The 15,333-nt window shown below is 47.3% G+C and carries 9 protein-coding genes and 1 pseudogene; 6 read left to right on the forward strand and 4 right to left on the reverse strand.

The genetic code is table 11. The annotated features are described in order from the left end of the window. The first annotated feature begins 19 nt into the window (after positions 1 to 19). From rng to tldD, 4 genes are read left to right on the forward strand one after another with little or no spacing between them, the layout of a single operon-like run. Positions 20 to 1,489, forward strand: a complete 1,470-nt coding sequence (gene rng, locus VNE01S_RS12210; protein ID WP_053396380.1) for a ribonuclease G — start codon at positions 20 to 22, stop codon at positions 1,487 to 1,489. Between the two features lie 9 nt (positions 1,490 to 1,498). Beyond that, positions 1,499 to 5,371 carry a YhdP family protein gene (locus tag VNE01S_RS12215; protein WP_053396381.1) on the forward strand — a complete coding sequence of 1,291 codons (3,873 nt, stop codon included), beginning with the start codon at positions 1,499 to 1,501 and terminating at the stop codon, positions 5,369 to 5,371. A 12-nt stretch (positions 5,372 to 5,383) separates the two neighbouring features. Further along, complete coding sequence (locus VNE01S_RS12220; protein WP_053396382.1) at positions 5,384 to 6,202, forward strand: carbon-nitrogen hydrolase family protein; 819 nt, start codon at positions 5,384 to 5,386, stop codon at positions 6,200 to 6,202. Positions 6,203 to 6,211: 9 nt separating this feature from the next. Next, positions 6,212 to 7,657 (forward strand): metalloprotease TldD, encoded by a 1,446-nt coding sequence (gene tldD / locus VNE01S_RS12225; protein WP_053396383.1) that lies wholly within the window; start codon positions 6,212 to 6,214, stop codon positions 7,655 to 7,657. Between the two features lie 74 nt (positions 7,658 to 7,731). Here the strand turns inward: tldD and arcA are convergent, their stop codons facing one another. Further along, a complete protein-coding gene (gene arcA, locus VNE01S_RS12230) occupies positions 7,732 to 8,952 on the reverse strand; it encodes an arginine deiminase (protein WP_053396384.1) in 1,221 nt (406 codons plus the stop codon). A 566-nt stretch (positions 8,953 to 9,518) separates the two neighbouring features. Here arcA and rraB point away from each other — a divergent pair. Together rraB and VNE01S_RS12240 are read left to right on the forward strand one after the other, a co-directional pair. Beyond that, positions 9,519 to 9,932 carry a ribonuclease E inhibitor RraB gene (gene rraB, locus VNE01S_RS12235; RefSeq protein ID WP_053396385.1) on the forward strand — a complete coding sequence of 138 codons (414 nt, stop codon included), beginning with the start codon at positions 9,519 to 9,521 and terminating at the stop codon, positions 9,930 to 9,932. A gap of 124 nt (positions 9,933 to 10,056) precedes the next feature. Next, complete coding sequence (locus tag VNE01S_RS12240; RefSeq protein ID WP_053396386.1) at positions 10,057 to 10,857, forward strand: glycosyl hydrolase 2 galactose-binding domain-containing protein; 801 nt, start codon at positions 10,057 to 10,059, stop codon at positions 10,855 to 10,857. A gap of 64 nt (positions 10,858 to 10,921) precedes the next feature. Here the strand turns inward: VNE01S_RS12240 and VNE01S_RS12245 are convergent, their stop codons facing one another. The 3 genes and pseudogenes from VNE01S_RS12245 to VNE01S_RS12255 form a co-directional block, all read right to left on the reverse strand. Next, positions 10,922 to 11,362 (reverse strand): universal stress protein, encoded by a 441-nt coding sequence (locus VNE01S_RS12245; protein WP_053396387.1) that lies wholly within the window; start codon positions 11,360 to 11,362, stop codon positions 10,922 to 10,924. A 96-nt stretch (positions 11,363 to 11,458) separates the two neighbouring features. After that, positions 11,459 to 14,038: a TRAP transporter permease gene (locus VNE01S_RS12250; RefSeq protein WP_053396388.1), complete on the reverse strand. Its 2,580-nt coding sequence runs from the start codon at positions 14,036 to 14,038 to the stop codon at positions 11,459 to 11,461. 226 nt (positions 14,039 to 14,264) lie between these two features. Further along, positions 14,265 to 15,238 (reverse strand): annotated as a pseudogene (locus VNE01S_RS12255) (TAXI family TRAP transporter solute-binding subunit). Positions 15,239 to 15,333 lie beyond the last annotated feature (95 nt).

Below are 15,333 nucleotides of genomic sequence, written 5' to 3' on the forward strand. Positions count from 1 at the left end.
TTTACATTGAGGTGCGCTCATGAGTGCAGAGTTGCTGATCAACGTGACCCCGAGTGAGACTCGGGTAGCTATGATTGAAGGGGGGACCCTACAAGAAATCCATGTAGAACGTGAAGCAAAACGTGGCATTGTTGGTAATATCTATAAAGGCAAAGTTAGCCGAGTATTGCCCGGTATGCAGGCTGCTTTTGTGGATATTGGCCTTGAAAAAGCCGCGTTCTTGCATGCTTCCGATATTGTTCCCCACACAGAATGCGTGGCTGAAAATGAAAAGCAGCAATTTCAGGTACGCGACATTTCTGAGCTTGTCCGTCAGGGGCAAGACATCGTCGTTCAGGTAGTCAAAGACCCATTAGGTACCAAAGGTGCTCGTTTAACCACGGATATTACGCTTCCATCCCGTTACTTGGTGTTTATGCCAGGGGCAAGTCATGTTGGCGTGTCTCAACGTATTGAAAGTGAAGAAGAGCGTGTTCGCCTGAAAAGAGTTGTCGGTCAGTACTGTGATGAGGACGGCGGGTTCATTATTCGTACCGCGGCCGAAGGGGCAGTGGATAAAGAACTCTCGCAAGATGCGGCATTCCTGAAACGCCTGTGGTCCAAAGTGATGGAGCGTCGTGCCAAGTACAAGACGCGTTCGACCTTGTATGGTGAACTGGGCCTGTCACAACGTATTTTGCGCGATTTTGTCGGCACAGAGCTGACTAAAATCCTAGTCGATTCAAGACAAGAGTTCGAAAACCTTAAAGAATTCACTTCTGAGTATGTTCCCGAGCTGACCGATAAGCTGGAGCTGCACGAAGGTGACAAACCTATCTTTGATATGTACGACACCGAAAACGAGATCCAGCGTTCGCTAGAGCGTAAAGTGGAACTCAAGTCGGGCGGTTACTTGATCATCGATCAAACTGAAGCCATGACCACGGTGGATATCAATACCGGTGCTTTTGTTGGTCGCCGCAACCTAGAAGAGACCATCTTCAACACCAATATCGAAGCGACCCAAGCCATTGCTCGTCAACTACGATTGCGTAACTTAGGTGGCATTATCATTATCGACTTTATCGATATGCTGTCGGATGAGCACCGTAAGCGTGTACTTACTTTGTTAGAAGCAGCACTCAACAAAGACCGCGTTAAAACCAACATCAACGGTTTTACTCAGTTGGGATTGGTCGAGATGACACGCAAGCGTACGCGAGAAAGTATTGAACATATCCTATGTTCTACGTGTCCAACTTGTGAAGGACGCGGAACGGTAAAGACCGTAGAAACCGTCTGCTACGAGATCCTGCGTGAAGTGACCCGTGTCAATCGCGCTTATGACGCAGACAAATTCGTGGTGTATGCCTCTCCGGCTGTCGCTGATACTTTGCAAGGTGAAGAGTCACATTCACTTGCCGAGTTGGAAGTGTTTATAGGTAAACAAGTTAAGATTCAGGCAGAGCCGCTCTACATCCAAGAGCAGTTTGATGTCGTGATGATGTAAAGGTTGTATGTGAGCTCGACCACAACGCGTATAACAAGGTGGGTATTAGGGTTAGCCGTTACAGTTTTGGTTCTTTTGGCCATTGTTGTAACGGCTTTGCGTATTACTCTACCTCAACTCAATCATTTTCAAGATGATATAAAAAGCTGGGTAAGCAGCAGTACGGGCTTTGAGCTGGAAATAGGCGATATTCGCGGTTTTTGGCGCAATAGCCATCCTTCCATTTTGCTGCATGACATTGAAGTCCATACTCCTCAGAGCAGTGATATTTCCTTCAATGCCGCCAAAATTGAACTGGAGCTGGATATGCTTCAGTCCCTTCTTCAACTCCAGCCTGTGGTGGCCGATTTAAGTGTCTACCGACTCGACCTCGATATCACCTCGGTGACATTAACCAAGAACGACGCTGATCAGCCGGTGCTGAAGCCAAAAGGATCCCAACAAGGGGTGATGCAGCGGCTGGATGATTTGCTGCTAAGGCAGCTTGATGATTTTTCTCTGCTCGATTCGACGATTCATTTCCAAGGTTTAGATGGAAAGCCAAGACAGCTTGATATCGTAAAGTTGCGTTGGAAAAACGATGATAATCACCACATCGCAGACGGTGAGGTGAGCCTGGCGGACAGCGGTGTGAACTCCGCGCAGGTTAAAGCGGATTTTGTAGACTTCGGTTCAATCAAGGAAGTCACCGGTGAGTTCTATCTCTCGGCGCAAAATGTTCGCATTACACCTTGGTTAACTAAATACCTAAAAACAGAGACAGGGATAGAAAAAGGCAGGCTAAGTTTCAATAGTTGGTTCACCCTAGACCGTTCTCAACCAGTGAGTGCTTACTTAGCTTTAGAACCTACGGAAGTGATCTGGCAAGAAGGCCAGCGTCACGAATTGCTGATAGAGTCAGGCATCTTTGAGTTAGAGCCCAGCCAGCAAGGTTGGCAAGTAAATGCTCACTCACTTGAGCTGCGCACCGATGATACTCCATGGCCAGAATTAGACATGGTATTTAACTGGCAGCCAACGCATTGGCGATTAAATGCTTCTCAGCTGGACATTGAAGCGATTAGCCCGCTAGTCAAACTCGCTCCTAGCTCAAAAACAACTACGGATCTGTTACAGAAACTCGCGGTTGGAGGACGAATTGAAGACATCCGTGTATCGATGGGGAAAGAGCGAGAAAGTTTGCGTTATTCTGCCGAGTTAACCAACGGCCGAATGTCGCAGTGGGAGTTATTGCCTGAGCTCCACCAGCTTTCTGCCAAGGTATCTGGCCAATGGGATCAGGCGAGCGCGCAGTTATCTTTGATCGATGACACGTTACCTTATGGGGATGTCTTCCAGGCACCTTTAAAGATCAAACAAGGTCAGGTCGACATTGTTTGGCAACAAGATGAATCTGGTTGGCGCTTGTGGGCGGATAAAGTGACTGCGGCTACGCCAGATCTTCAGGTGCTCGGTGCATTCCGCTTAGATTTTCCCAAACAGCAAAGTCCATTTTTATCTTTTTATGCTGAGGCGGACTTATTCAATGCAGGCGAAACTTGGCGCTACTTACCTACTTTGGCGCTTGGAAGAAGCCTAACGGATTACCTATCCACCGCGATCCAAGGCGGTAAGGTCGATAAGGCAAAGTTAGTGTGGTTTGGCGAACTGGGAGCCTTTCCTTATAAACAAAATGACGGCGTTTTTCAGGCTTCGGTTGGGCTCAAAAAGGCGAAATTTAGCTTTGATACCGCGTGGCCACCGATCACTGACCTTCAGCTCGATTTACTGTTCGAAAACGACGCCATGTACCTAGACTCTCGCAGCGCCACGTTGCAAGAGGTTAAGGCAACGCGTATTACTGGGCGAATTCCTGAGTTGGCTGAAGGAGGCCACATAGAAATCGAAGCGCGTGCCAAAGCTAAAGGGAACGCGGTACGTGACTATATGACCGCGACACCTCTGGTTGATTCGGTGGGCGCCGCGTTGACGGCGGTTCAGGTCGAAGGGGATATCACATCTAAGTTTCAGCTGCGGGTGCCTTTTAATGCGGATAAAGAGGTACGCGCTTGGGGTTATGCGGATCTTAAAAAGAATGACGTGAACATCAAAACCCCTGAAATGACTCTGGAGTCCGTGAAGGGCCGAATCCAATTTGATAACGATGTCGTCAAAGCGTCAAACTTGAAAGCCCAGCTGTTAGATCAGCCTGTGAAGATCGGCTTCTCGGGAGAAAATGCGAGCAAAGGCTATAGCGTAGGCATAGATGTGGCGGGCAACTGGAAGATCAAACCAATTGCGCCTTATCTTGGCGAACACTGGGTTGCTCCGCTTGAAGGGCGAGCTCCTTGGAAGATGGATGTGGATCTGCAACTTAACGATGTTGGCTTCACTTATCAGATAGACACCAAAGCCGATCTTGCTGCGCTACAAAGCCATTATCCGTATCCATTAAATAAGCCGTTAAAGCAAGCTGGACAAGCTAGGCTGCAGGCTTCTGGGAATCAAGAGAGCATTTCTGCTCGCGTACAATTACCCAACTTAAAATATCAAACTGAAATTGATATACGTCCCGCTGTTCCAGTGCTGCGAGCTACGAATTTAGTTGTAGGCAAAGGAAGTTTCAAAGTCAGCCCGGTTGTCGGTCACCATGCCCAAATTAGAACCGATAAGGTTAATTTAGACCGCTGGTTAGAGATGCTCCCGGTTGCGAACGTTAACTCCTCGTCTCGCAAGAGCCAATCGGCCTTTCCAGAGATCCCACTACCACAAAGAGTATCGCTGAATACCAAAGAGCTGACTCTTGCTGGCATCGAGTGGAATGATGTCGATTTCTCGGCGAAGAAGAAAAGCTCACGCTGGAATATGAGCGTAGCGAGCCAAGAAGTGCAAGGTAAAGCCACCTATTTAGCTCCTTATGATCTCTCGGTGGCTTTAAGTCGCCTTCATGTTTTTATTCCTGGCCTGGATGAAGATTACCAAGAGAAGACGCTGTTTGAGCTAGACTCACAAAAGCAATCGTTGATCAGTGAGTTTGACCGAACGTTCCACAAGCAAATCCCTAACACTGTGTTGATGATTGACGACTTTTGGCTCCAGGGCTACAAAGTGGGCAAAGTGAATTTAGACTTACAGCGTAAGGGCGACACGATTGAGTGGAAGAAACTCTCGTTTGTGAGCGGATCCAATCAGGTTGAAATGAGCGGCTCTTGGCACCTTTCGCAAGAGAGCAGTCATACCCAGTTAAATGTGGCAATGTCTGGTGAAAATAACAGTGACGTGATGGAGCGTTTTGGTATCTCATCAGGGATACAACAAGCTCCGTTTGACCTCAATGCACAACTACAATGGGATGGCGCGCCATGGTCAATGAAAGTGAGGTCGCTGCAAGGAAGTGTCGACACAAAATTGGGTAATGGAGTGATCTCGGATGTCAGTGGTGCGGCGCGGTTGCTTGGCTTGTTCAGTCTAGATTCTATCATTCGGAAAATGCAGCTCGATTTTACAGGAGTGTTTGACGACGGGATGGCATTTGATTCCATAACCGGCAGCGGTGAGATAAAAGATGGGGTGTTTGTCACCAATGATATATACATGGATGCCGTATCGGGGGAAATGAGTATCCGTGGTTTGGCTAATTTGGACAGTCGAACGGTGGATGCGGAAGTGAACTTTGTGCCTGACATAACCTCTGGTATCCCGGTGTTTACGGCCTTTGCTGTTACGCCTCAAACAGCACTCTATGTGTTGGCGATCACCACGGTCATATCTCCGGTTGTTGAGGTCTTTACCCAAGTGAACTACGAAGTGAAAGGGCCGCTCGACTCACCGGAAGTCAAGGAATTATCGCGCAGTAAAGGTGAGTTCAAACTGCCCCGAAGTCTTAAAGAATCAGCGAAATAAGGACACATACTCATGGAACGAGTGGCATTAGTGCAAATGACCTCAGGGCCAGACGTAGCGCAAAATTTGGCCTATATTGAACAGCAAGTAACCGCATTGGCAAAAGAAGGCGCTAAGCTGGTGATCACACCAGAAAACTGCGTTGTCTTGGGTGGTCGCGCGGACTATCACCATCATGCGGAGCCATTGGGTGACGGTTGGATCCAGTCAAAAATGGCGAACCTAGCCAAAGAATGTCAACTTTGGTTGGTGATCGGAAGTATGCCGATCAGAACCGAAAATGGAGTAACGACCACGTGTGTTGTGTTTGATCCTCAGGGCCAGCGCATTGCTCATTACGACAAACTGCATATGTTTGATGTCGATGTCGCGGATGGGCATAGCCGATACCGCGAGTCAGAAACCTTTACTCCCGGAGATAAAATCGTTTCTGTCGAGACGCCAATGGCGCATTTGGGGTTAACAATCTGTTATGATGTTCGTTTCCCGCAGCTGTATAGCGAATTAGCCAAGCGTGGGGTCAATGTTCTTCTGGTACCTGCTGCGTTTACCGCAGTGACTGGAAAAGCGCATTGGGAAGCCTTGTTAAGAGCGCGCGCGATTGAAACTCAGTGTTGGGTTTTGGCTGTCAATCAATGCGGTGTCCACCCTGGTGGGCGAGAAACGTGGGGGCATTCAATGGTAATTTCACCTTGGGGTGAAGTGGTGGCCAGTTTGGAGTGCGAACCACAGAGTTTGGTCGTAGACATCGACCTCAATCAAGTTAACGAGGTCAGAACGGCAATGCCTGTTTTGTCACACACCCGATTCCACAATCAATTAATAGTTTAAGAGCGAAGTATGACGATAAACCATGTAGAAGATGCGTTGCTAACATCAGCAGGGCTGACACAGCAAGATGTGGCGGATACCTTAGCAAGCATAGCAACACGCCAGATTGATTATGCGGATATCTATTTTCAGTCAAGTTGGCATGAATCTCTGGTACTTGAAGACAGCATTATTAAAGACGGCTCTTTTAATATTGATTGCGGTGTCGGCGTTCGTGCCGTGACTGGCGAAAAAACGGGCTTCGCGTATTCAGACCAAATTCAAGCCGATGGCCTAAAGCAAAGTGCGATTGCTGCGCGTGGTATTGCCCAGCAAGGTAAAAATGGCACAGTGCAAGCCTTTAAACGCACCGACAATCAAAGCATTTATGGCGCGGTTAACCCACTAGAATGTTGGGAAAAAGAACAAAAAACCACGCTGCTTAAAGAGCTGGATGCTTACATCAGAACCAAAGAGCCTTTGATCAAAGAAGTGTCGATCAGTTTAAGTGGCGTACACGAACAGATGCTGGTAGCCGCGACTGACGGTACTTATGCTGGTGATATTCGACCATTGGTCAGACTGTCAATCAGTGTGTTAGCTCAGCGTGGTGATCGTCGTGAACGTGGCAGTGCTGGTGGCGGTGGCCGTTTTGGTTATGACTTCTTCCTCAGCGAAAACGATGGCATTCAGGTTGCCTACCAGTTTGCGGACGAAGCGATCCGTATGGCGTTGGTTAACCTAGAAGCCGAAGCTGCTCCTGCGGGCGCAATGCCTGTGGTTCTTGGCTCTGGTTGGCCGGGGGTTCTTCTGCATGAAGCAGTAGGACATGGCCTGGAAGGTGACTTTAATCGAAAAGAGTCGTCGGTATTCAGTGGCAAAGTCGGCCAGAAAGTCACGTCTGAGCTGTGTACAATCGTCGATGACGGCACACTCAAAGATCTGCGTGGTTCACTCAATGTCGATGATGAAGGTGTGAAAGGCCAATACAATACTCTGATTGAAAACGGTGTACTAAAAGGCTACATGCAAGACAAGCTGAACGCGCGCCTAATGGGTGTGAACCCAACGGGTAACGGTCGTCGTGAATCTTACGCGCACCTGCCAATGCCGCGTATGACCAACACTTACATGCTACCAGGTCAACATACCCCAGAAGAGATCATTTCAACCGTTAAGAAGGGCCTATACGCGCCAAACTTTGGTGGCGGCCAAGTTGATATCACTTCGGGTAAATTTGTGTTCTCAGCCTCTGAAGCTTATTTGATTGAAGACGGTAAAATTACCCGCCCAGTGAAAGGCGCGACTCTGATTGGTTCGGGGATCGAAGCGATGCAGCAAGTCTCTATGGTTGGTAATGATCTGAGCCTTGATCGCGGTGTCGGTGTATGTGGTAAAGCAGGTCAAAGTGTCCCAGTTGGCGTCGGTCAGCCAACACTCAAACTGGACTCACTGACAGTGGGCGGCACAGAATAAGCTTTGCTCGCTTAGATTAAATATGAAAAAAGCTGCGAACATCGCAGCTTTTTTTGGTTTCAAGGTGGTTGAGATTAAATCCCGTCACGCTCGATAGGGCAGCTCATACAGCGAGCACCACCACGGCCTCGGCCCAGTTCATTACCTGGAATGGTAAGGACCTCAATGCCCGCTTTGTCGTATTTTTCATTGGTGTAGACGTTACGCTCGTAACCAATCACAACGCCTGGTTTCACCGTTAGTACGTTGTTGGCGTCGTTCCACTGTTCGCGTTCTGCTTCGTAGCTGTCGCCACCAGTGGTGATGATCTTGAGGTAATCAAGTTCTAGCGCATCTTCAATGGCATGGATGTAGCTTGGCACTTTCTCTACTCTCATTTCGCCATCGTCTTTTGCACTTAAACGCCAAGTGTCCAGATCTTTACGCATGATCTCTGGGTAAACCGAGAAGGTGTCGACATCCATATGCGTCATAACGGTATCAAGGTGCATGCAAGAGCGGTGTTTAGGTAAATCAATCGCGATCACTTCTTTAGCCTGACCGTGTTTAAACAAGCTTGCCGCTAGGTTTTCGACGCCTTGTGGCTTAGTGCGCTCAGACATACCGATTAATACAGAGCCATTACCGATCACGAGTACATCACCGCCTTCGATATTCGCGTTGTCGTAATGCAGATCTCCATCACCAAAGTACTTAATGAAATCCTGACCCGCAAAAACTGGATGCCAGCGATAAATCGCTTTCAGGTGGTTGGTTTCGCGTTGACGCGCCGGTTTCATCATCGGGTTTAATGACACACCGCCGTATACCCAGCAAGAGGTGTCGCGGGTAAATAGATGGTTTGGCAGCGGCTCGATGACGAAGTCCAGTGGACGATGCATTTTAGGTAGCATCGACGATGATGGGATTGGCAGTTCTGAATAGGCTAAACCGCCAAGCAAAATTGTCGCTAAATGCTCGTTATCCATATCGGACAGGTAGTGTCTTAGGTCACGCGCAAAAATAGGACCGTAGCGGAAGTCAGAAATTTGAGTATTAAGCAACCACTCCCTTGCTTCAGCTACCGCAAGCGTTTCAACAAGCAGATCATGCAGCAGAAGCACTTCCACCCCTTGCTCAGTCAGTGTTTGAGCAAATTTGTCATGCTCTTCGCCTGCGGCTTCAACCGCTAATACATCATCAAATAGCAGTTCATGACAGTTGGAAGGGGTTAGGTGGGTTAGCGCTCGTTCTGGACGGTTTAACAATACACGTCGTAACTGGCCAACTTCAGAGCCTACATACAGCTTACTCATTTTGTATCCTTACAATTAATTCCTGAGCGTATTTATGACAAGAATGTTATCAGGATGCAAGCTTGGTGGTTGGTTTTAAATTCGAACCACATCTAATTTAATGGTCATTAATTCTTATTTTTGGGTTTTACTTTGGAATTTTTGATTGTTTGTTCTTTTTGCGCACTAGTGCAGATATTTGAGTCTCTATTCGTATTTTCTATTAGGGTTAGATGGCGAACAATCTACTTTTGCGACATAGCTATTCAGTGTGGTTAAAAAATGAGTGCGTAAACTACTTTTTTATTCACTTCTCTCATAATCGGAGAAATGCATACTCAAAAAATAAAAACGCATGACTTTGTGTCAAGCTGTCTAAATTGAGGAGATAGATAATTCTGAATACGGCAAATGATAATGAAATGTTAATTTTTTCGTTTTGTGAGATAGATCCGTTTAAACTAAGAGTGGATCTCGCGATAAAGATGAGGTTCTGCGGGGATTCTGGGTAGTATTTTACCTAGATACATGCGATAGTCCGTTGCGGTAAATTACGATCAATTTTGTCAATATCTGGAGCACTATTTATGTCTCATGAAGATGAATATCTATCAGTCGAGCAATTAATTGAGATTCAAAAAGAAGAGACTCGCGACATTATCCAAGCCCTACTGGAAGATGGCAGTGATCCAGATTCTTTATATGACATTGAGCACCACTTATTTGCGGAAGACTTCAATACGCTAGAAAAAGCCGTCGTCGAAGCATTTAAGATGGGTTTCGAAGTGTTAGAAGCTGAAGAAACAGAAGATGAAGATGGCAACAAACTTCTATGTTGTGATGCGACAATGGAATCTGCACTGGATGCAGAAGCTATCGATGCTCAAGTTGAAAAGCTAGTACACCTAGCTGAAAAGTACGACATCATCTACGATGGTTGGGGTACGTACTACGAAGGTGAAGACGCGCTTTACCCAGAAGAGGAAGACGACGAAGAATAAATTCGTTGCATATTCTTTTACAATAATGCCAGTCACGATGACTGGCATTTTTATATATTTCTCCTGCCCACTGCTCTATACTGCAAAAACTTGATCTAGCTCAATTAATTATAATGGGTGTCTTATGCAGCTTTCCCTTGCAGGTTTCTGGCAAATCTCTCCCCTGACGGACCTCTCCATCCCTCAAAATGACATCTCATTTCCCGCACCGTTAAGTGACAAGTTACCTTCATCACTGAGCGAGACGACGATCGCTCAGCAAGAATGGCACTTGATGCATGATATCGAAGTCGATGAAGAGATGTTGGCTTACCCTGCAGTGGATTTGGTGATGGCTGGGATTGATTATCATGCCGAAGTTCGCCTGAATGGGGTCGCTGTATTCGATTGTGATGGCACTCAGGCAGAGTATAAGAAAGACGTTCGACCTTATATGCAGCTTGGCAGAAATCGTTTTGAAATCCTATTTTTGGAAGAGGAAGAGCCTCTGATCGTTGAGGAGGATTTGGCGGACGTATGTCAGCTAGGCGAGCAGCCATATCAACCTTGTGATAACAGAATCGGGATCTGGAAAGCGCCGTATCTTCAATTCATTCGCCACATGCGCCTAGAGCATGTCGCGACAGAGCAGGTCTGGCACCATGGTGGCGGGTGTGAGTTCTTGGTTGACTTATATTACAAAACTTTCTCTGCGGGGCTGGTTTCTGCTTCGGTAAAATTTAATGGCATGACTTACCACTTACCTATCGATGTGCGCAATGATCATGCGAGTGCGCTGTTTCAAGTGGATGCGCCAATTTATATCGATGTGAATGATCCGGATCCAGCCGATATGTATCCACTCGAAGTGAGTTTAGACGGCCAAGTAAAGCGCTTTAACGTGGGGTTGAGCAAAGATAGCTGTGTAACGCACTTCCCGCTCTAATCAGGTTTTAATATCACTAAGCACAGCGCTATGGCACGCTGTGCTCAAACGATTTTCTGATAAGTTAAGAGCCTTGCGGCTTGATCACCAACACATTAACCGGTGATTTTTGTACCACTTTGTTCGCCACAGAGCCGAGCAACGCTTTGTCTAACTTGGTGCGTTTGTGGCTAGGCATGACGATCAGATCAGCGCCAACTTTATCCGCGTACTCAAGAATGGTGGAAGAGGGCTTCCCCTCAGCGACATTGATACTGTACAGCACATTGTCGGGGATATGGTCGATAGCGAATTTCTTTAACTGCTGTTCGACATCATGTTTCATTTTGACCGCTGCATCTTTGGGAAAGTAGGTGGCGACCATCGACATATGAATACCCGGTAGGACATTGAGTAGATGCAGTTGCGCACTTGAGTTTTTGGCATACCAAACAGCGGCTTCGACGGCTTTATCTGAAAAGCCTTGATCATTCAGGTCTACGGGGACAAGGATCTGCTTATACATTGGTTCTTCTCTTTATGCGTATTTCGACTAAACGAAATAGGGTGAATTTTACCTAAACTAAGTGTAGCTCCATCATGACGATGGAGCTGACTTACATTACGCGATCACTTGCTCTTTTCTCGCGCGTTTTCTTTGGTTCATCGCTAAGGCCAGCAGAATGAGAAGGGCAGGTACAAATACCCACTCTTTCATTGGTCTGTCTGCATCGACGATCACCGAGCGGATTTCCCAATCAAAGTCGATACCAGCGGATTCGGCAGGGCTACCGAATTCGACCATATCGACTAGCATACGACCACTTTCCTCTTTCAGCATTAAGCCCATTGAGGAAATTCGATCTTCGGCGGATACAGCACGATCATCAAACGGTAAACGTACCGTTCTGGAGGTGTAATCGCCTTCGAGGTTTTCCCCTGCGACGAGAAGCTCAATGTCCTGACCTACTTGCAACCCTTGAGTAATGTCCGCAATTTCGGTACCAGGGTGCAAAATTTTGGCTGGATAAATCTCATCCCACCAGAAACCAGGACGGAAGAACGTAAATGTGAGCACCAATAGCAAAATTGTTTCCCACCATTTGTTCTTGGTGAACCACCATCCTTGTGTCGCGGCGGAGAATATCAGCATCGCAATAACCGATGAGAGGATGGTGAGCAACAAGTGCCACCAAGAATCTATCCCCATTAGCAGTAGCTGCGTATTGAAGATAAACATAAACGGCAAAATGGCCGTCCTAATATCGTAAGTAAAACCCTGAATACCCGTACGGATTGGGTCAGACTTGGCGATAGCCGCAGCTGCAAATGCCGCCAGGCCAACAGGTGGCGTATCATCTGCCAGAATACCGAAGTAGAACACAAATAGGTGCACCGCGATCAGTGGAATGATCAATCCACTTTGTGCACCTAGCGTCACAATCACGGGTGCCATCAAGGTTGATACCACAATGTAGTTGGCGGTGGTTGGCAGACCCATGCCCAGGATCAGACTAATTACAGCGGTAAACAGCAGCATCAGGAAGATGTTACCGCCAGAGATGAACTCGACGAAATCGGTCATCACTAAGCCTATACCCGTGAGTGTGACGACACCCACTACGGTACCCGCAGCGGCAGTCGCGACACCAATACCAATCATATTACGTGCGCCCGCAACCAGACTTTCTAATAGGTCGATAAAGCCTGCTTTGGTTTGCTCAGCCAGTGAGCCTTGTTTCGACATCATAGCCATGAGCGGGCGTTGGGTGATCAAAATAAAGATCATAAACACAGTAGCCCAAAACGCAGAGAGACCTGGAGAGAAACGCTCCACCGTCAAGCACCACACCAGCACCACGATCGGTAGTAAGTAATGCAGGCCAGACTTGATGGTTGGGCCTGGATCTGGAACTTCAGTTAACTCCGCATCGATCTCAATTGCGCCCTCTTTGGCGTAACTCGCGGAGACTTTGACCAGAGCAACGTAGGCAATCAGCAGAGCAACAGTGACGATTGGTGTTGCCGCCTCGCCAAATACGTCTTTGGTCCAACCCACACCGTAGTAAACCAATGCACTAATCACACACAGCCCTAAAATGGTGCCAGTGAAAGAAAGCAGGCTATGGATCAAAGTTGGGTTGTGGCGGCGTGGTAGGCCAGTCATTCCGGCTTTGCACGCTTCCAGGTGGACGATGTAAATCAGTGCGATATACGAAATTAGCGCCGGTAACAGGGCAGCTTTGATCACTTCAACGTAAGAAATTCCCACGTACTCCACCATCAGAAACGCAGCGGCGCCCATAATCGGTGGCGTTAACTGGCCGTTGGTCGAGGCAGCAACTTCGACAGCGCCTGCTTTTGTTCCAGGGAAACCTACGCGCTTCATGAGTGGAATGGTGAATGTTCCGGTTGTGACAACGTTTGCAATCGAAGAGCCAGAAACCAAGCCCGAAAGCCCTGATGCAACCACGGCTGCTTTTGCGGGGCCGCCTCGCATGTGCCCCAATAGGGAGAAGGCAACTTTAATAAAGTAAGCGCCAGCTCCGGCTCTTTCCAGCATTGCGCCAAACAACACGAATAGGAAAACGAAAGAAGTCGATACGCCAAGAGCAACGCCAAACACCCCTTCAGTGGTTAGCCATAAATGCGACATCGCTTTGTTGAGGCTTGCGCCTTTATGTGCGATCACATCTGGCATGTGAGGGCCACCGAATGTGTAAAGAAGGAAGACCGCTGCAACGACCATAAGCGGGGGACCCAACGCTCGTCGAGTCGCTTCTAAAAGCAACACCATGCCAGTCACCGCGACCACAATATCAAGCGTGGTAGGAGCACCTGAACGCTCAGCCAACTCGGTGTAGAACAGGTAGATGTAAGCGGCGGAGAAACTTCCTGCCAGTGCAAGAACCCAATCGACCACAGGTATGTGGTCCCGTGGAGAGTGTTTCAGCGCTGGGTAGGCGGTAAATGCCAAAAACACCGCAAACATTAAGTGGATGGAACGCGCTTCTGTGTCGTTGAGTACGCCAAAATTAAAAATAAAAGGTAAAGGCGAGGCGTACCAAAGTTGAAATAGTGACCAGCACAGTGGCACAAACCATAAGATGCGACCTGGAATCCCTTTTGGATTACGAGCACCTGAATCGGCCTGCGCTACCATATCTTGCACGTCTTGAGACGGAGATGTTGTCTGCGACATGTACATTATCCTTGTTATATATGGTCCAAATATTGTTCTGTTTACGAACCCTCATTGTGCATCTTTTAGTTTAGTGAAAAGATGAACAAATGATCAGTTGTTTGATTTTCTTAGATATAAACGGAGTAAAGTTTCGAAAGTGTGAAACTTAAAAAAGTGTGTGGCCATAGAAAACCACAACGAAAATAGTCAGGGAGGTAAAAACCTCCCTGTTAGATAGTAATGCTTACTTAAGTAGGCCTACTTCTTTGTAGTACTTCACTGCACCTGGGTGAAGTGGGATAGAAAGACCCGCTTTCACCATGTCTTCTTTTTTCAGGTTTGCGAATGCAGGGTGAAGACGTTTGAAGGTATCGAAATCTTCAAATACGGCTTTAGCAACGTTGTACGCGACTTTGTCTGATACGTTAGTTGTTGTCACCATAGTGGCAGCAACACCAAAGCTGTTTACGTCTTTGTCTGTACCACGATACATGCCAGCAGGTACTGTGCTGTATGCGTAGTGTAGTAAGGGTTTTTAGCGACGATTTCATCAACTTTCGCACCTGAAGCAGACACTAGCTTCGCATCGCATGAAGTTGTTGCTTCTTTGATAGAACCGTTTGGATGACCCACAACATAAACGAACGCGTCAATCTTGTTATCACACAACGCTTGTGAACGCTCAGAACCTTTTAGCTCAGATGCCAGCTTAAAGCTGTCGTTTGTCCAGCCCATTGCTTCCATTACGACACCCATAGTCGCACGGTCACCAGAGCCAGGGTTACCAATGTTTACACGCTTGCCAGCTAGGTCAGAGACGTTTTCGATACCAGAGTCAGAACGAGCGATGATGTTGAAAGGTTCAGTATGTAAAGAGAATAGCGCTCTTAGGTCTTTGTATGGACCTTGTTCTTCAAACTTACTAGTACCGTTGTAACCGTGGTACTGCCAGTCAGATTGAACAATACCAAAATCCAATTCGCCAGCACGAATGGTGTTTACGTTGTAGATCGAACCACCGGTAGACTCTACAGAACAACGAATGTTATGAGTTTTACGGCCTTTGTTAACTAACTTACAGATTGCACCACCTGTCGGGTAGTAAACACCAGTAACAGAACCAGTACCGATAGTGATGAACTCCTGAGCGTTAACGGCGCCAGCGCCCATTACTGCCGCTGCGATAGCGCCAACTTTGATAAGTTTGTTTAATGCCATGAATTTCCCTTCCTTTATTCATTATTATCCCCATTGCAAGTGTAGTTGCTCTGGGAGTTTCCTAATATTGGAAACGGCATCTTTTCCAATCCATA

The sequence above is a fragment of the Vibrio nereis NBRC 15637 genome (assembly GCF_001591105.1).
GTDB lineage: Bacteria > Pseudomonadota > Gammaproteobacteria > Enterobacterales > Vibrionaceae > Vibrio > Vibrio nereis.